The sequence below is a fragment of the Hydrogenophaga sp. NH-16 genome (genome assembly GCF_004006415.1).
Classification (GTDB): Bacteria; Pseudomonadota; Gammaproteobacteria; order Burkholderiales; family Burkholderiaceae_C; genus Hydrogenophaga; species Hydrogenophaga pseudoflava.
In genome coordinates this window covers 50238-67777 of the sequence record NZ_CP029344.1, presented here as the reverse complement: position 1 = coordinate 67777, position 17540 = coordinate 50238, and the positions used below count along the sequence as shown (strand labels likewise).

Here is a 17540-nt window from a genome sequence, read left to right as displayed (position 1 = left end):
TGCCGCGGCGCGGAGGCCGATGATCTCAGGGTTTACACTGAGTCTTTGCCTTCCCGGTGCGACCCATGACTTCACAGATGTTCAACCGCTTGGGATGCCTCCTGCTGGGGGCTGTGTTGCTGACGGCCTGCGACCAGCGCGCCATCAGCGAACTCGAAGAGGGTGTCTCGACCGAGGCGGATGTGCGCGAGAAGTTCGGGCCGCCCGAAGCCGTGTGGGACGGGTCGGATGGCGCCCAGATCTACGAGTACAACCGCCAGCCCGAGGGCTACCAGAACTACCAGATCACCATCGGCCCGGACGGCAAGATGGCGGCCCTGCGGCAGGTGCTCAACCCGAGGACCTTCGCCGAGATCAAGCCCGGCATGGCCATGGAAGATGTGCGCAAGTTGCTGGGCAAACCGATGAAGGTGACCGAGTACACCCTCAAAAAGGAGGTCCACTACGACTGGCGGTGGCGCGATGGCCCGAACGAAAGCGACAGCCAGGTGTTCACGGTCATCTTCAGCCCGGACCTGCGGGTGATCTCGACCGGGTCGGCGCGCGACCCGGCGCTGGACCGGGCCCGCTGAGACGGTCCCGGCGGTTCAGCTGGCGCGCAGGCGCTGCCAATCTTCCAACAGCGGGCGCAGCACCAGCAGCAGCAGCGCGAGTGCCAGCGGCAGGGTGCTCACATAGCCCAGGTGCTTGAAGCCCAGGGCGCCGGCGATGCCGCCGACCAGGAAGCTGAGGACCAGCTGGGCGTGCACCCGCAGGCGTTCGCGGTCGGCGCGCACCGGCTGCATCTCCGGGTGCCGGTTCACGTACAGCAGCTTGCCCAGTTCGATGCCCAGGTCGGTGACGAGGCCGGTCACGTGCGTGGTGCGGATGCGGGCCTGCGAGATCTTGGTGATGACCGCGTTCTGCAAGCCCATGATGAAACACAGCAGCACCACGGTGACGGGCAGGAACACGGTGTGCCACAGGCTCATGACGGCACCAAAGAGGCCAAAGACCAGCAACAGCACGGCCTCCAGCAGCAGCGGCAGGCCGTAGGCGCTGCGCAGCCGCAGGCGCATGCCCCAGTTGACGATCCAGGCCGTGCTCATGGCGCCGAACAGGAAGGCGAGCACCGAGACGAGTCCGGCGCCCACCAGCACGAACTGGCCGAGCACCAGGTTGTCGGCCAGCGCCGAGAGCATGCCCGTCATGTGCGAGGTGTACTGGCCCACGGCCAGGAAACCGCCTGCGTTGGCCGCCCCGGCCACGAAGGCCAGCACGGTGCCCAGCTTCAGGTCCGCCTGCGGCGTGCGTTGCAGGGCGGTGAAGCCGCGGATGGGGGCGAACACGGGCGGTGGCCGTTCAGTGGATGCGCATGCCCGGCTGCGCGCCCGGCCAGGGCTGCAGCACGTGGATGCCTGGCTGCGCCTTCTCGTCGGCGTGGCTGGCGGCCAGCACCATGCCCTCGCTGACGCCGAATTTCATCTTGCGCGGCGCCAGGTTGGCCACCATCACCGTCAGCTTGCCTTCCAGGTCCTCGGGCTTGTACATGCTGGCGATGCCGCTGAAGACGTTGCGGGTCTTTCCCTCGCCCACGTCCAGCGTCAGGCGCAGCAGCTTGGTCGAGCCTTCGACCGCCTCGCACTTGACGATCTGCGCGATGCGCAAGTCGACCTTGGCGAAGTCGTCGATGGAGATGGTGGGCGCGATCTCCTCACCGCCCGGCACGGTCTTGGGTTCTTCGGGCGCCGGCGGCGGCTCGAACAGGGCGTCGAGCTGCTTGACGTCCACGCGCTGCATGAGGTGCTGATAGGGCTGGATGGACGCGACATTCGCAGCGTTGCGCCAGTCCTTCAGGTCGGCACCGGTGAGCGCCTGCACCTTGCCGGCGAGTTCGGGCAGCACGGGCGCGAGGTAGCGGGCCAGGGCGGTGAAGGCATTGACCAGCACCGAGCAGACCTGCTGCAGGCGCGCGTCGTTGGCGGCCTCCTTGGCCAGGTCCCAAGGCTTGTGCTGGTCCACGTAGGCGTTGACGCGGTCGGCCAGCGCCATGATCTCGCGCATGGCCTTGCCGTACTCGCGCTCGTTGTAGTGCGTGGCGATGCCGCCCGCCGCGGCCCGGATGTCGGCCAGCAGGGCTGTGCCCTGTTCGTCGAAGCTCTGTGTCAGCTGGCCACCGAAGCGCTTGGTGATGAAGCCGGCCGAGCGCGAGACGATGTTGACGAACTTGCCCACCAGGTCGCTGTTGACGCGCAGCATGAAGTCTTCGGCGTTGAAGTCCACGTCCTCGTTCTTGCCCGACAGCTTGGCCGCCAGGTAGTAGCGCAGCCACTCGGGGTTCATGCCCAGTTCCAGGTACTTCAGCGGCGACAGGCCGGTGCCCCGGCTCTTGCTCATCTTCTCGCCGTTGTTGATGGTCAGGAAGCCGTGCACGAAGACCGCGTTGGGCACTTTGCGGCCGCTGAACTTGAGCATCGCGGGCCAGAACAGGGTGTGGAAGGTGATGATGTCCTTGCCGATGAAGTGGTACTGCTCGGTGGACGGGTCGGCCATGAAGGCCTCGTAGTCGCGTCCCGTCTTGCCGAAGTAGTTCTTGAGCGAGGCCAGGTAGCCGATCGGCGCGTCGAGCCAGACATAGAAATACTTGCCCGGCGCATCGGGGATCTCGATGCCGAAGTAGGGCGCGTCGCGGCTGATGTCCCAGTCGCCCATCTTGGGCTTGCCGTCCTCGCCGGGCGCGATCCACTCGGTGATCTTGTTGAGCACCTCGGGCTGCACGGCGCCGCTGGTGGTCCAGCCCTTGAGGAAGTCCAGGCAGCGCGGGTCGGACAGCCTGAAGAAGAAGTGGTCCGAGTGCTTGAGCACCGGCGTCGCGCCCGACAGGGCGGAGTAGGGGTTCTTCAGTTCGGTGGGGGCGTAGACCGCACCGCAGACCTCGCAGTTGTCGCCGTACTGGTCTTTCGCACCGCACTTGGGACATTCGCCCTTGATGAAGCGGTCGGGCAGGAACATGTTCTTCTCGGGGTCGAAGAACTGCTCGATGGTGCGGGTCTCGATCAGGTCGTTGGCCTTGAGGGCGCGGTACACGTCCTGCGCCAGTTCGTGGTTCTCAGGGCCATCGGTGCTGTGCCAGTTGTCGAAACCGATATGGAAGCCGTTGAGGTACTGCGGCCGTCCGGCGGCGATGTCGGCCACGAACTGCTGCGGCGTCTTGCCGGCCTTCTCGGCCGCGATCATGATCGGCGCGCCGTGCGCGTCGTCGGCGCAGACGAAGTGCACCTCGTGGCCCTGCATGCGCTGGAACCGCACCCAGATGTCGGCCTGGATGTATTCCATGATGTGGCCGATGTGGAAGTGGCCGTTGGCGTAGGGCAGGGCGGTGGTGACGAACAGGCGGCGCTGGCTCATGTCGGAAGGCTTTCATTCGGGGGAACCCGCAATTTTAGGCGGGGCATGCCGGGGCCGTTAGACTTCGGTGCGATTCTTCATAACCTCACCCCAGTACCCGGAGAGCCCGTTTCATGGCCGTCGACACCCAAGCGCTCCTTGCCGCCCTGCAGGCGGTGACCGATCCCAACACCGGCAAGGACTTCGTGTCCACCAAGGCCCTGAAGAACCTGCAGGCCGACGCCGGCGATGTGTCCTTCGACGTGGAGCTCGGTTACCCGGCCAAGAGCCAGATTCCGGCGCTTCGCCGCGGGCTGATCGAGGCCGCCAAGAGCGTGCCGGGCGTGGAAAACGTGTCGGTGAACCTCACAGTCAAGATCATCCCGCACGCGGTGCAGCGCGGCGTGCAGCTGCTGCCCAACGTGAAGAACATCATCGCCGTGGCCTCGGGCAAAGGTGGCGTGGGCAAGAGCACAACCACCGTCAACCTGGCGCTGGCGCTGGCCGCCGAGGGCGCCAAGGTCGGCATCCTGGACGCCGACATCTACGGCCCCAGCCAGCCCATGATGATGGGCATCGAAGGCCGTCCCGAGAGCACCGACGGCCAGACTATGGAGCCGCTGGAGAACTACGGCGTGCAGGTCATCTCCATCGGGTTCCTGGTGGACAAGGACGAGGCCATGATCTGGCGCGGCCCCATGGCCACGCAGGCGCTGGAGCAGCTGCTGCGCCAGACCAACTGGAAGGACCTGGACTACCTGATCGTCGACATGCCGCCGGGCACCGGCGACATCCAGCTCACGCTGTCGCAGCGCGTGCCGATGACCGGCGCGGTGATCGTGACCACGCCGCAGGACATTGCCCTGCTGGACGCGCGCAAGGGCATCAAGATGTTCGAGAAGGTGGGCGTGCCCATCCTGGGCATCGTCGAGAACATGGCGGTCTACTGCTGCCCCAACTGCGGTCACACCGAACACATCTTCGGCTCCGAAGGCGGCAAGAAGATGGCGGCGGAATACGGCATGGACTTCCTGGGCGAGCTGCCGCTGAACATGAGCATCCGCGTTCAGGCCGACAGCGGCCGGCCCACGGTGGTGGCCGATCCCGAGGGCGAGATCGCCGGCATCTACAAGACGGTGGCGCGCCAGGTGGCGATCAAGATTGCGGCCAAGGCCAAGGACTTCTCCAGCAAGTTCCCGACCATCAAGATCTCCAAGGACACCTGAGTCCGACAGGCGCCGGGCTCAGTACCGCAGCTGCCCCTGGCCATCGATGATGGCCAGTTCCACATAGTCCGAACCATTGTGGGACTTGGGCGAGTACTTGGCGGTGAAGCGGCCGAACGCAATTTCACCGGCGCTTTCCAGGGTGCGCGTGAACGACGCGGTGCTCAGGTCCCGGCCGGTGCGCCGCAGGCCTTCCACCAGCAGCCGCGCGTGCACGAAGCCTTCGAACTGCGACGCCGATGGCGCGGCATCGGGGCTCTTGTCCTTGAGCAGCTTCAGGTACTCCGCCACCACCGGAATGGTGGCGTTGCGCAGCGACGGCATGATCTGCGCCAGGATGATGCCGCGGGCCTTGTCCTTGAGCTCCCGGTTGATCACGTCCAGGCTGGCGACCGAATAGCCATAGAAGGTGGGGCGCGCCGCCGTGGTGCCGACTGCCTTGACGTACTGGGGGAAGGTCAGGCCGGCGGTACCCACAATCACCGCCTGCGGGTTGACCTGCGCGGTGGCCGCGGCAGCGGCGGCAAAGTCCGGTGCGGCCGGGTCGACCTTGATCTCGGCTGCCAGCGGCAGGTTCAGTGCAGCGGACGCCTTCTTGACCTCGCCCAGCAGCGTCTTGCCCAGGCCGTCGTCCTGGTAGAAGAAGGCCACGCGGGTCACGCCGATCTGCTTGAGCTGGGAAAAGATGCGCTCGGTTTCGTTGGCGTAGCTCGCGCGCACATGGAACAGGTGGGGGTTGACGCCCTCGCGCATCGACGACGCACCGGTCACCGGCCCGAACAGGATGGTGCCAGACTCCTTGAGCAGGGGCAGCACGGCGGCGGTCTGCGCGGTGCCGGAGCTGTTGAACAGCATGAACACCTTCTGTTCCCCGATCAGCTTGCGTGTGTTCTCCACCGCCCGCTTTGGATCGAAACCGTCGTCCAGGGTGGTGAAGCTGATCTTGCGGCCGTGCACGCCGCCCGCGGCATTGACCGCGTCGAACATCAGGCGGGCGCCCTCGCCGTATTGCAGGGTCTGCGGCCCCAGCGGGCCGGAGAGCACCTGCGAGGCGCCCAGCCGTATTTCGGTCGGTGTGACACCCTCGTCTCCTGCGTGCGCCGCCACCGCCGCCATCATCCACGCACACATCCCCAGCCATTTTCGAACCATCTCGACCCCTGTGTCTGTCTCCGGAAACGAACGAGTTTCGTTATGAATTGAAACCAGATCAAGCGCGTGGCGCCCGGGTTTACCCGGGGCAGGTGTCTCTGGCCGGATGGGCGGTGTCTGTCAGCGAATCAGCGGTGAACAAACAGGCGCTGGTTCTCCAGTTCGCGCAGCTTGAAGCGCTGGATCTTGCCGGTGGCGGTCTTGGGCAGCTCGCTCACGAACTCGATGAAACGCGGGTACTTGTAGGGCGCGAGCTTCTCCTTCACGAAGGCCTGCAGTTCGGCCTCGGTGGCGTGGTGGCCGGGCTTGAGCACCACGAACGCCTTGGTCTTGGTCAGGCCCTCGTCGTCGTTCTTGCCGATCACGGCGGCTTCCAGCACGGCGTTGTGCTGCACCAGCGTGGCCTCGACCTCGAACGGGCTGACGTAGATGCCACTGACCTTGAGCATGTCGTCGTTGCGGCCGGCGTAGGTGTAGTAGCCGTCCGGATCGCGCACGTACTTGTCGCCGCTCTTGGTCCAGGGCCCCTGGAAGGTGTCGCGCGATTTGGCGCGGTTGTTCCAGTACATCAGCGCGGCGCTGGGCCCCTGTATATAGAGGTCGCCGATCTGGTTGTGGCTGGTGATGACGCTGCCGTCTTCGTCGCGCAGCTGCACCTCGTAGCCGGGCACGGCCTTGCCGGTGGTGCCGTAGCGCACGTCGCCAGGGCGGTTGGAGAGGAAGATGTGCAGCATCTCGGTGCTGCCGATGCCGTCGATGATCTCGCAGCCGAAGTGCGCGGTCCAGCGCTCGCCGATGTCGCGCGGCAGGGCCTCTCCGGCTGAAGAGCACAGGCGCAGCGAGACCGCGCTTCTGGGCGGCAGGTCGGGCGCGGCCAGCATGCCGCCGTAGCCGGTGGGGGCGCCGCAGAACACCGTGGGCCGGTGCTCGGTCATGCGCCTGAAGCAGGCCTGCGGCGTCGGACGCTCGGCCATCAGCACCACGCTGGCGCCGACCGACAGCGGGAACGACAGCGCGTTGCCCAGGCCGTAGGCGAAGAACAGCTTGGCGGCCGAGAACACCACATCGCTCTCCTGCAGGCGCAGCACCCCCTTGCCGTAGAGCTCGGCGGTCCAGTAGAGGTTGGCCTGGGTATGCACCGTGCCTTTGGGCGCGCCGGTGGAGCCGCTGGAGTAGAGCCAGAACGCGGGTTCGTCGCCGTGCGTGTCGGCGCCTTCACCGGGGGCGGCGGACGCGACCAGCGCCGCCCAATCGTGTGCACCCTCGGGCAGCGGCTCCTTGCTGCGCGAGACGATCAGCTGTTTCAGCTCGTGTTTGCCATCGGACATCGCGGTCTGCAGCGTCGGCAGCAGGGCCGCGGACACCAGGGCCGCCTGGGCGCGGCTGTCGGCCAGCATGTAGGCGTAGTCCTTGGCTGTGAGCAGGGTGTTCACGCAGACCGGCACCACGCCCGCGTGCAGCGCACCCAGAAAGCTCACCACCCAGTCGCTGCAGTCGTGCATCAGCAGCAGAACGCGGTCCTCGCGGCGCAGGCCCAGGGCGGTCAGCGCGGCAGAGCAGCGCTGCACCTGGTCGGCCAGCTGGCCGTAGCTCAGCTGGCCGGCGTCGTCGATCAGCGCGGTCTTGGCCGCGCGGCCGGCGTTGGTCTCGATCAGGTGGCGGGCGAAGTTGAAGCGGTCCGGTGGCGGCGCGGTGTCTTTCTGGCTCATGGCTTGTCTCCTGTCGTGCGTCTCTGGCGGACTTCAGTATTTGAGGGTGGTCGCTGTGGCGGCCAGGGCGTCGAGCGCTGCGCTGCTGGCCTGCACGGCCGTGCGGCGGTGGTAGAAGCCCAGCGCGCGCAGGCCGCCGAGTTCCTCGCCACCGCCCGCGCGGCCTGGGCCGCCGTGCAGGCTCATGGGCATCACGTTGCCGTGGCCGGTCTGGCTGGCGGCGACGTCGGGGCTGATGGCGTGCACGCGGCCGTGGCTGTCGGCCAGTTCGGCGGCGGCGCGGGCGATGAAGGCCGGGTCCTCGCTGTAGATGGAGGCGACCAGCGAGCCCTCGCCGCGGCGCACCAGATCCCAGGCCTCGTCTTCGTCCTCGTAGGCCATCAGGGTGGCGACCGGGCCGAACACCTCGACCTCGTGCAGCACCTTGGCCTGGCCCGGGTCGCGGTGGCCCAGCAGGGTGGGCGCGACGCAGGCCGAGGCCTCGGGGTCGGCATCGACCAGGGGCACTTCGCTGCCATCGAACAGCACCAGGGCCTCGTGGCAGAGCGCCTCGATGCCGTGCAGCACGCTGCGTTTCTGTTCCTGGCTCACCAGCGCGCCCATGCGCACGCCTTCGTTGCGCGGGTTGCCGACGGTGACCTTGGCCAGCTTGGCGGAAATGGCTTCGGCGGCGTCGTCGAAGAGTTCGAGCGGCACGAAGATGCGGCGGATCGCAGTGCACTTCTGGCCGCTCTTGACCGTCATCTCGCGCACCACCTCGCTGACCATCAGCTTGAAGGCCTCGCTCTCGGCCGTGGCGGACGGGTCGAGCAGGGCGCTGTTGAGGCTGTCGGCCTCGATGTTGCAGCGGACCGAGCGCTGGGCCACCGCCGGGTGGCTGCGGATGATGCGCGCCGTCTCGGCCGAGCCGGTGAAGCTGACCACGTCGAACGGCTGCAGCTGGTCCATCAGGTGGGCCGACGAGCCGCAGATCACCGACAGCGCGCCTTCGGGCAGCACGCCGGCCTTGACCACGTCCTCCACCATGCGCTGGGTCAGCCAGGCGGTGGCCGTGGCGGGTTTGACGATCACCGGCACGCCCGAGAGCAGGGCGGGGGCGGCCTTTTCCCACAGGCCCCAGCTCGGGAAGTTGAAGGCGTTGATGAACAGCGCCACGCCGCGCGTGGGGTTCAGCACGTGCTGGGTCTGGAACACCGGGTCCTTGCCCATGCGGATGCGCTCGCCGTCGAGCAGGCACTTGGCGTCGCCCAGGGCCTCGCCCTGCTTGGCGTAGTAGCCCAGGGTGAAGATGCCGCCGTCGATGTCGACCGCCGAGTCCTTGGTGGTGGTGCCAGAGTTGCGGGTGGCGATGTCGTAGTAGGCGTCGCGGTTGGTCTGCAGCACCTTGACCACCTCGCCCAGCATCGCGGCGCGCTGGCCGTAGCTCATGGCGCGCAGCGCGGCGCCGCCGTGCTCGCGGGCGAAGACAAAACCTTCGTGCAGGTTCAGGCCGGTGTTGTCGACGCGCACCAGGGACTCGCCGGTCACCGCGTCCCGCAGGGTGGTGCCGTGGCCGTGGCCGGTCTGCCAGCGGCCGGCAAAGTAGTTCGGAAGCAGGGGGGTGTCGGGTGTGGTCATGGTCGGAAGCTGCAGCGCTTTGCGTTTTTGCCGTGGTCGTGGCGGGGGTTTAACGGTATAACTGCACTATCTTGCGTCCGGTGCAGTATGCAGTAAAGTGCATGTTTGTGGGGGCGCCGCTGGCTGGGGTTTACCCGCAGCCGCCCCCGCCAACAGACGAAAGGCGCCCGCGCCATGACCAGCACCGAGACCCTTGCCCCACCCGCCGCCGCGCCCTCCGACGAGGAAGAGCGCCACCCCTTTCTGGTGGCGCTGGGCGAGCGGGTGCGCAACCTGCGCTCGCGCAAGGGCATGACGCGCAAGGCGGTGGCGATTGCGGCCGATGTGTCCGAGCGGCACCTGGCCAACCTGGAATACGGCACGGGCAACGCCTCCATCCTGGTGCTGCTGCAGGTGGCGCAGGCGCTGCACTGCTCGCTGGCCGAGCTGATCGGTGATGTGAGCACCTCCTCACCGGAATGGCTGCTGATCCGCGAGCTGCTGCAGGGCCGCAACGAGGCCGACCTGCGCCGCGCGCGGCTGCAGCTGGTGGAGCTGCTGGGCGCCAGCGGCGGGGTCGACACGCAGGGGCGGCTGGCGCGCGTGGCGCTGATCGGCCTGCGCGGCGCCGGCAAGTCCACGCTGGGCCAGCGCCTGGCCGACGACCTGGGTTTTCCGTTCATCGAACTGAGCCGCGAGATCGAGCAGTTCGCCGGCTGCAGCATCAGCGAGATCCACAACCTCTACGGCGCCAACGCCTACCGCCGCTACGAGCGCCGCGCGCTCGAAGAAGCGATCCAGATCTACCCCGAGGTGGTGATCGCCACGCCCGGTGGCCTGGTGGCCGACTCGGCCAACTTCAACCTGCTGCTGCAGCACTGCACCACGGTCTGGCTGCAGGCGGACCCGTCCGACCACATGGGCCGGGTGGCGGCGCAGGGCGACATGCGGCCCATGGCCGCCAGCCGCGAGGCCATGGAAGACCTCAAGCGCATCCTGGAAGGGCGCGCCGCGTTCTATTCCAAGGCCGACCTGGCCTTCAACACCAGCGCCCAGCCGCTGGAAGAAAGCTTTGCGAAGCTGCGGCGCGAGGTGCGCCAGCTGCTCAAGCTGCCAGCCTGACCCGGGCATTCGGGTAAATACGGGGTCACATGCATTAAATTGCATTTGACTGCGCCAAGACGCATGCACTATTATTCACATCCATCGGATTTCCAGTGCACCCCGACCGGCCACCGCCCAGAACCCAGGAGACCACCATGACCGCCACCGCCAGCGCCCCCCGCGTCGACTACCAGACCGACCCGTCCCGTTACCAGCACATCCGCCTGTCATTCGACGGCGCCATCGCCACGCTGTCGCTGGCCATCAACGAAGACGCCGGTCTGCGCCCCGGCTACAAGCTCAAGCTCAACAGCTACGACCTGGGCGTGGACATCGAACTGCACGACGCGCTGCAGCGCATCCGTTTCGAGCACCCTGAAGTGAAGTCGGTGGTGGTCACCAGCCTGAAGGACCGCGTGTTCTGCTCCGGCGCCAACATCTTCATGCTCGGCCTGTCGACCCACGGCTGGAAGGTCAACTTCTGCAAGTTCACCAACGAGACCCGCAACGGCATCGAAGACAGCAGCCAGCACAGCGGGCTGAAGTTCGTCGCCGCGCTCAACGGCGCCTGCGCCGGCGGCGGCTACGAGCTGGCCCTGGCCTGCGACGAGATCGTGCTGGTGGACGATCGCAGCAGCTCGGTCAGCCTGCCCGAGGTGCCGCTGCTGGGCGTGCTGCCCGGCACCGGCGGCCTGACCCGCGTGACCGACAAGCGCCATGTGCGCCACGACCTCGCCGACATCTTCTGCACCAGCGTCGAAGGTGTGCGCGGCCAGAAGGCGGTGGACTGGCGCCTGGTCGACGCCATCGCCAAGCCCGCCGTGTTCCAGCAGGCCGTGCGCGAGCGCGCCGAAAAACTGGCCGCCGGCAGCCACCGCGGTGCGGCCGGTGCCAAGCCCGTCGCGCTGACCCCGCTGAACCGGACCATCGAAGCCGACCGCCTGGCCTACACGAATGTGACGGTCGAGATCGACCGCGCCAAGCGTGTGGCCACTTTCACCGTCAAGGCCCCGCAAGGCGCGCAGCCGACCGACATCGCCGGCATCGAGGCCCTGGGCGCGAACTGGTATGCGCTGCAGATGGTGCGCGAGCTGGACGACGCCATCCTGCACATGCGCACCAACGAGCTGGACATCGGCACCTGGCTGCTCAAGACAGAAGGCGACAGCGCCGCGGTGCTGGCCAATGACGCGCTGATGCTGGCGAACAAGGACCACTGGTTCGTCAACGAAACCATCGGTCACCTGCGCCGGACCTTCGCCCGCCTGGACGTGTCCTCGCGCAGCCTGTTCGCCCTGCTGGAGCCGGGCTCGTGCTTCGCCGGCACGCTGGCCGAGCTGGCCTTCTGCGCCGACCGCGCCTACATGCTGGTGCTGCCCGACGAGCCGCAGCGGCAGCCGGTGCTGACCCTGGGCGAGATGAACTTCGGCTACCTGCCGATGGTCAACGACCAGAGCCGCCTGCAGCGCCGCTTCTATGAAGAGGCCGGCCCGATGGAAGCCGCGCGCGGCGCCATCGGTCAGGCACTCGACGGTGACGCCGCCCTGAAGCTGGGTCTGGTCACCGCTGCGCCCGACGACATCGACTGGGCCGACGAGATCCGCCTGGCGCTGGAAGAGCGCGCCGCCATGTCGCCCGACGCGCTGACCGGCCTGGAGGCCAACCTGCGCTTCGCACAGAAGGAAAACATGGCCACCCGCATCTTCGGCCGCCTGACCGCCTGGCAGAACTGGATCTTCCAGCGCCCCAACGCCGTCGGCGAAAAGGGCGCGCTCAAGGTCTACGGCAAGGGCGACAAGGCCCAGTTCGATTTCAACAGAGTTTGACGCCCCCCGCGCCGCGCTGCGCGCGTCACCCCCCAGGGGGCGGCGCGAGTGGCCCGGCAAAGCCGGTACCACCGCACCCCTCGATTTGAAGCATCTTCACTCCACCACCACTTCAGGAGACCAGCATGTCCGGTATCAACTACAGCGAGAAGATTCCCAACAACGTCAACCTCAGCGAAGACCGCACGCTGCAGCGCGCGCTGGAGCACTGGCAGCCCAACTACCTGCAGTGGTGGCAGGACATGGGTCCGGAAGGCTCGCAGAACTTCGACGTGTATCTGCGCACGGCCGTGAGCGTGGACCCGCAGGGCTGGGCGCAGTTCGGCCACGTGAAGATGCCCGACTACCGCTGGGGCATCTTCCTGAACCCGGCCGAGCAGGACCGCAAGATCCACTTCGGTGACCACATGGGCGAAGCCGCCTGGCAGGACGTGCCTGGCGAACACCGCGCCAACCTGCGCCGCATCATCGTCACGCAGGGCGACACGGAGCCGGCGTCGGTCGAGCAGCAGCGCCACCTGGGCCTGACCGCGCCCAGCCAGTACGACCTGCGCAACCTGTTCCAGGTGAACGTGGAAGAAGGCCGCCACCTCTGGGCCATGGTCTACCTGCTGCACAAGTACTTCGGCAAGGACGGGCGCGAAGAGGCCGAAGCCCTGCTGGAGCGCAACAGCGGCAACGCCGACAACCCGCGCATCCTGCAGGCCTTCAACGAGAAGACGCCCGACTGGCTGAGCTTCTTCATGTTCACCTACTTCACCGACCGCGACGGCAAGTTCCAGCTCTGTGCCCTGGCCGAGAGCAGCTTCGACCCGCTGGCCCGCACCACCAAGTTCATGCTGACCGAAGAGGCCCACCACATGTTCGTGGGCGAGTCGGGCGTGGGCCGCGTGATCCAGCGCACCGTCAACGCGATGAACGAACTCAAGACCGACGACGTGGGCAAGCTGCGTGCGGCCGGCGTGATCGACCTGCCGACCATCCAGCGCTACATCAACTTCCACTTCTCGGTGACCATCGACCTGTTCGGCGCCGACCAGTCGTCCAACGCCGCCACCTTCTACAGCTCCGGCCTCAAGGGCCGCTACGAAGAAGGCAAGCGCACCGACGACCACGTGCTCAAGGGCAACACCTACAAGATCCTGGCCGTCGAAGAGGGCAAGCTGGTCGAGAAGGAAGTGCCGATGCTCAACGCGCTCAACGAGGTGCTGCGCGACGACTACATCAAGGACTCGGTGGGCGGCGTCGAGCGCTGGAACCGCATCATCGAAAAGGCCGGCATCGACTTCCGCCTGAAGGTGCCGCACAAGGCCTTCCACCGCAACATCGGCAGCCTGTCCGGCGTCAAGGTCAGCCCGGACGGCCGTGTGGTGACCGACCACGAGTGGAACCAGCGCGTGGAAGAGTGGCTGCCCTCCGACACCGACCGCGCCTACGTCGGCTCGCTCATGGGCCGCGTGGTCGAGCCCGGCAAGTTCGCCAACTGGATCGCGCCGCCGGTCATGGGCATCAACCGCCAGCCGGTGGACTTTGAATACGTGAGATTCAACTGACCCTTGCCAGGCCCTCCGGGCTTTCACGCACGCGAGCCCGCGAGCGTGAGCCCGGGTGGCTGGCGCAGTGAGGTAAGAGGAGGAGCCTGCCGCAGGCCGGCGGGGGACACGAACGGAGTCAGCCACCCGGGTTCACGCGGTGCCACCACGAAGTCAACACCAGCAACACAATAGAGCACCACAAGAGCACAGCAACGGAGACCCAAGATGAACGCCCCCCTGGAAGCCGCCGTCATCAAGCAGCACCTGATCGACCCCGAGATCTGCATCCGCTGCAACACCTGCGAATCGATCTGCCCGGTCGGTGCCATCACCCACGACTCGCGCAACTACGTCGTCGACGTCAGCAAGTGCAACTGGTGCAACGACTGCATCTCGCCGTGCCCCACCGGCTCCATCGACAACTACCGCCGCGTGGTGCGCGCCAGGGCCTACTCCATCGAGGAACAGCTCGGCTGGGACGTGCTGCCCGCCGAGCTCTCGTCCGCCGACCTCGCCGCCGCTTCGGCCGATGCCGGTGAACCCGGCGCCGCAGCGGTCGCCGAACCCGAGCCCGCCCCCGCGGCCGACCCGAGCGGCCAGACCGCCTTCAACTCCGCCCAGTACGGCGCCACCATCCCGCCCTGGAGCGCGGCCCACGCCTACACCAACCTGTACGGCCCCAAGGCCGCGCAGAAAACCGTCACCGCCACGGTGACAGGCAACCTGCGCGTCACGGCCGTCGGCAAGGACTACGACACCCACCACATCGTGCTGGACTTCGGCGCCATGCCCTTCCCGGTGCTCGAAGGCCAGAGCATTGGCATCGTGCCGCCCGGGGTGGACGCCAGCGGCAAGCCGCACCACGCGCGCCAGTACAGCATCGCCAGCCCTCGCAACGGCGAGCGGCCCGGCCACAACAACCTGTCGCTGACCATCAAGCGCGTGCTGGAAGACCATTCGGGCCAGCCGGTGCGCGGCGTCGCCAGCAACTACATGTGCGACCTCCAGGTGGGCGACCAGGTGCAGGTGATCGGGCCCTTCGGCACCAGCTTCCTGATGCCCAACCACCCCAGGTCCAGCATCGTCATGATCTGCACCGGCACCGGTTCGGCCCCCATGCGCGCCATGACCGAGTGGCGCCGCCGGCTGCGCGCCAGCGGCAAGTTCGAGGGCGGCAAGCTGATGCTGTTCTTCGGTGCCCGCACGCAGGAAGAGCTGCCGTACTTCGGCCCGCTGCAGAGCCTGCCCAAGGATTTCATCGACAGCAACTTCGCGTTCAGCCGCACGCCGGGCCAGCCCAAGCGCTACGTGCAGGACGCGATGCGCGAGCGTGCGGCCGACCTCGCGCAGCTGCTGCAGGACCCCAACGCCTGCTTCTACGTCTGCGGCCTCAAGGCCATGGAGGAGGGTGTGGTGCTGGCGCTGCGCGACATCGCCACCGGCGCCGGGCTGAGCTGGGACGAGGTCGGCGCCGCGCTCAAGCGCGAAGGCCGCCTGCACCTGGAAACCTACTGAACCTCGGTGGCCGCCTCCGCGGCCACGACCTGCTTCAGTGCCCGCGCCATCACCGGCCGGGTTTCGACCAGGCGCAGCCAGCGCTTGGCCATCAGCTTCTCGCAGCTGCGGCGCGTCATGGTGTGGGTGCGACCGCCGAGGCTGGTGAACATGAACAGGCTGGCTTTCTGGCTGCTCCAGACCAGCTGCGCCCGCAGCCACTCGCCGCCGGAGTACAGGTCCACCCAGGTGCCGGTCGTCATGCGCGCGAGCAGCAGCGCCGGTTCGACCGCGTCCGTGCTCACATCCGCGTCGGTGGCGCCCGCGACTTCTGCGAATGCCTCGACCACCTCCGTCGCCTCCGAGGCCTCGCTGCTGGTGAGGGGCATGGTCTCGCTGAACCCGGCGCTGGCGAGTTCGCGCGCGCCGATCCAGGGCTGTTCGCGCGGGGTGGGTTTCTGCTGCTCGGGCGATGCGGGTGCCAGCAGGGTGGCCAGCGCCTGCTGTTCCGAGTCGCTGACCTCGGACGTGAGCGCCGTGGCATGGCCGTCCACCCGGGCGCGGGCGCGCCGCAGCCGCAGCACGGGTTCGTGCAGCTTGAGCAGTGCATCGAAGAAGGTCCGGGTTTCGTCGGGTGACTGGCCCAGGCTCTCCAGTCCCTGGCGCAGGGTCATCAGCATGCCAGGCACGATCTGGAACAGCTGGTTGGGCTGGCGCAGGGTCACCTGGCTGCGCGTGCTCCACAGCAGGTGGCCGATGACCTTGCGGTAGCCAAACGGGTCCGGCCCCTTGTCGGGGTGCTGCAGCTCGGCCGAGGCGATCACCAGCGACCACGAGCCGTAGAGGAAGTCGAGCACGATGGCGGGCGCGTCGTAGAGGTCCGGCCGGTGGCTGATTTCCCAGGCGATCTGGTCCGCCAGCTCCTGGCGCCGCTCGGCGAAGTTCAGTGCCTGCAGCTGCCGCTGGCGGCGCTGCTCCTGCGCCTCGTCGTCGCTCGCCCACTGCGCCTTGAGCTCGTCCAGGGCGGAGGCGAAAGGGCCGGCCTCCACCGACCCGCTGTCGTTGAGCGAACGGACCTGGGCGCGCACCGGTTCGAAAAAGGCTTCGAAGCCGGGAGAGAACTCGTCGTTGTAGCGGAAGCTGCGCTGGGCCACTGCCTCGATCCACAGGCGCGCGGGGTGGTCGCCGCGGCTGAAGTAGCGCGGCTCGGCCATGGCCAGACGCAGCAGCGCCGGCTCCAGCGCCACCACCGCCTCGCGCACCGGTGCCAGCAGCAGCGGATCGCCCGAGACCTGGTTGACCAGCTTGCGCACCACGTCCAGACCAACCGCCTGCGACACCTTGTCGGCCTGGTGCTTGAGCTCCAGCAGGACGCGGGTGCGTTCGTGCGGCGCGGCGTAGTCGCCCCACTGGTCCGCATCCAGCGGCGAGGCCACGTCGACCGGTCGCGCCGGGCGTTCCACCGCGGGCAGGTCGCGGTAGCGTGTGCGTTCCTGCTCCAGTTCTTCGGGTGCGGGCTGGGGCAGCCGGGCCAGCAGGTCGACGTGGTGCAGTTCCTGGCGCACCTGCTCGAAATACGCGTTGTCCAGCGGGTGGTCGAACACCGCCTGCTCGCCGGCCATGAAGGCCTGCAGCACCTCGTGCTGCAGCGGCGTCTGGGTGCGCGCCAGGTCCTTCATGCGCAGCGACATCGGCGGTGCGGGGGTGTCCAGTCCCTCCCGGGAAGGGGTCAGCCCGGCCCGCTCGGAGGGCGCGCCTTCCTCCAGCCAGCCCCTCGTGGACAGGTGCGTCGCGCTCTGGGGCGAACCGTCGGCCACCAGGCGGATGCGGTAACCCGCCTCCTGCACCCGCGCCTGCTGCAGCATCAGGGCCACCTGTCCGTAGAGCTGGCTCAACTCCTTCGCCAGCGGGGCGACGATCTTCTGCATCCACAGGCTGCGCAACTGCGGGTCGGACTCGCGCTCGGCCATCAGGTCGCGCAGTGTGCGCACGAACACCGAGGGCCGCAGCGGGTTTTTCTCGGCGTGCACGGTGTCCAGGCCGATGAGCGAGCTCATGCGGGCGTCCACCATCGACAGCGACTGTTCGACCACCGGCAGCAGCGCCTGCAGCATGCGGGCCGCCTCCAGCGACTCGTTGACCGAGTCGTCGTCCACCAGCGCCAGCAGGGACGAGTCGGACATGCGCCCCATCGACGAGGTGGGCCCGTCGTGGTCACCACGCTGGAAGGCCTGCTGCAGGCGCAGAGGGAACTGGGCGGTCAATGGGTTGCGCTGGCGTTCCAGGCTGAACCAGGCGCGGGCCAGCAGGGACCGCTGCGCCACCTCGCGGCTCTGGTTTTCCGCGTCCTGAAGCGCCGCCACCGTCGCGTTCAGGCTGCGGCCCAGCAAGGCTGGGGCTTCCCTGAGCACCCGGTCAAAGCATTGATCGAGCAACGACGGGGCTGAAGACATGGCAAGGCGGGGGAATGTGGGGTGTTGTTGTGCGAAAACTCACGCAGATTACACCGAGGCACGCCCTCCGTACAGGACG

General features: G+C 67.6%; 12 protein-coding genes. 6 read left to right on the top strand and 6 right to left on the bottom strand.

What is annotated here, in order from left to right; translation table 11 throughout:
- The first annotated feature begins 65 nt into the window (after nt 1–65).
- The gene (gene bamE / locus DD542_RS00305) at nt 66–572 is read left to right on the top strand and encodes an outer membrane protein assembly factor BamE (protein ID WP_241559644.1); all 507 of its coding nucleotides are present in this window, start codon (nt 66–68) and stop codon (nt 570–572) included.
- A 15-nt stretch (nt 573–587) separates the two neighbouring features.
- Here the strand turns inward: bamE and DD542_RS00300 are convergent, their stop codons facing one another.
- The gene (locus tag DD542_RS00300; protein WP_127802954.1) at nt 588–1328 is read right to left on the bottom strand and encodes a YoaK family protein; all 741 of its coding nucleotides are present in this window, start codon (nt 1326–1328) and stop codon (nt 588–590) included.
- A 13-nt stretch (nt 1329–1341) separates the two neighbouring features.
- On the bottom strand, nt 1342–3387 hold the full coding sequence (gene metG, locus DD542_RS00295) for a methionine--tRNA ligase (RefSeq protein ID WP_127802952.1): 2046 nt from the start codon (nt 3385–3387) through the stop codon (nt 1342–1344).
- Between the two features lie 113 nt (nt 3388–3500).
- Here metG and apbC point away from each other — a divergent pair, with 113 nt between their 5' ends.
- A complete protein-coding gene (gene apbC, locus DD542_RS00290; RefSeq protein ID WP_127802950.1) occupies nt 3501–4592 on the top strand; it encodes an iron-sulfur cluster carrier protein ApbC in 1092 nt (363 codons plus the stop codon).
- Nucleotides 4593–4610: 18 nt separating this feature from the next.
- Here the strand turns inward: apbC and DD542_RS00285 are convergent, their stop codons facing one another.
- The 3 genes from DD542_RS00285 to DD542_RS00275 all read right to left on the bottom strand — a co-directional run bounded on the left by DD542_RS00285 (nt 4611) and on the right by DD542_RS00275 (nt 9070).
- A complete protein-coding gene (locus DD542_RS00285) occupies nt 4611–5744 on the bottom strand; it encodes an ABC transporter substrate-binding protein (RefSeq protein WP_066149615.1) in 1134 nt (377 codons plus the stop codon).
- Nucleotides 5745–5872: 128 nt separating this feature from the next.
- Complete coding sequence (locus tag DD542_RS00280) at nt 5873–7453, bottom strand: benzoate-CoA ligase family protein (protein WP_079367039.1); 1581 nt, start codon at nt 7451–7453, stop codon at nt 5873–5875.
- Between the two features lie 33 nt (nt 7454–7486).
- On the bottom strand, nt 7487–9070 hold the full coding sequence (locus DD542_RS00275) for a 3,4-dehydroadipyl-CoA semialdehyde dehydrogenase (RefSeq protein ID WP_127802948.1): 1584 nt from the start codon (nt 9068–9070) through the stop codon (nt 7487–7489).
- A gap of 174 nt (nt 9071–9244) precedes the next feature.
- On the opposite strand from DD542_RS00275, the gene DD542_RS00270 reads away from it, so the two are divergent.
- The 4 genes from DD542_RS00270 (at nt 9245) to boxA (ending at nt 15029) form a co-directional block, all read left to right on the top strand.
- Nucleotides 9245–10171: a helix-turn-helix transcriptional regulator gene (locus tag DD542_RS00270; protein ID WP_066255215.1), complete on the top strand. Its 927-nt coding sequence runs from the start codon at nt 9245–9247 to the stop codon at nt 10169–10171.
- A gap of 137 nt (nt 10172–10308) precedes the next feature.
- Nucleotides 10309–11979 (top strand): 2,3-epoxybenzoyl-CoA dihydrolase, encoded by a 1671-nt coding sequence (gene boxC / locus DD542_RS00265; protein WP_127802946.1) that lies wholly within the window; start codon nt 10309–10311, stop codon nt 11977–11979.
- Between the two features lie 125 nt (nt 11980–12104).
- On the top strand, nt 12105–13532 hold the full coding sequence (gene boxB, locus DD542_RS00260) for a benzoyl-CoA 2,3-epoxidase subunit BoxB (RefSeq protein WP_127802944.1): 1428 nt from the start codon (nt 12105–12107) through the stop codon (nt 13530–13532).
- Between the two features lie 207 nt (nt 13533–13739).
- Nucleotides 13740–15029, top strand: a complete 1290-nt coding sequence (boxA, locus tag DD542_RS00255; RefSeq protein WP_127802941.1) for a benzoyl-CoA 2,3-epoxidase subunit BoxA — start codon at nt 13740–13742, stop codon at nt 15027–15029.
- On the opposite strand, the gene DD542_RS00250 is transcribed toward boxA, so the two are convergent.
- Nucleotides 15023–17461 carry a DUF1631 family protein gene (locus DD542_RS00250; RefSeq protein ID WP_127802939.1) on the bottom strand — a complete coding sequence of 813 codons (2439 nt, stop codon included), beginning with the start codon at nt 17459–17461 and terminating at the stop codon, nt 15023–15025. The genes boxA and DD542_RS00250 overlap by 7 nt on opposite strands.
- Between the last annotated feature and the right edge of the window lie 79 nt (nt 17462–17540).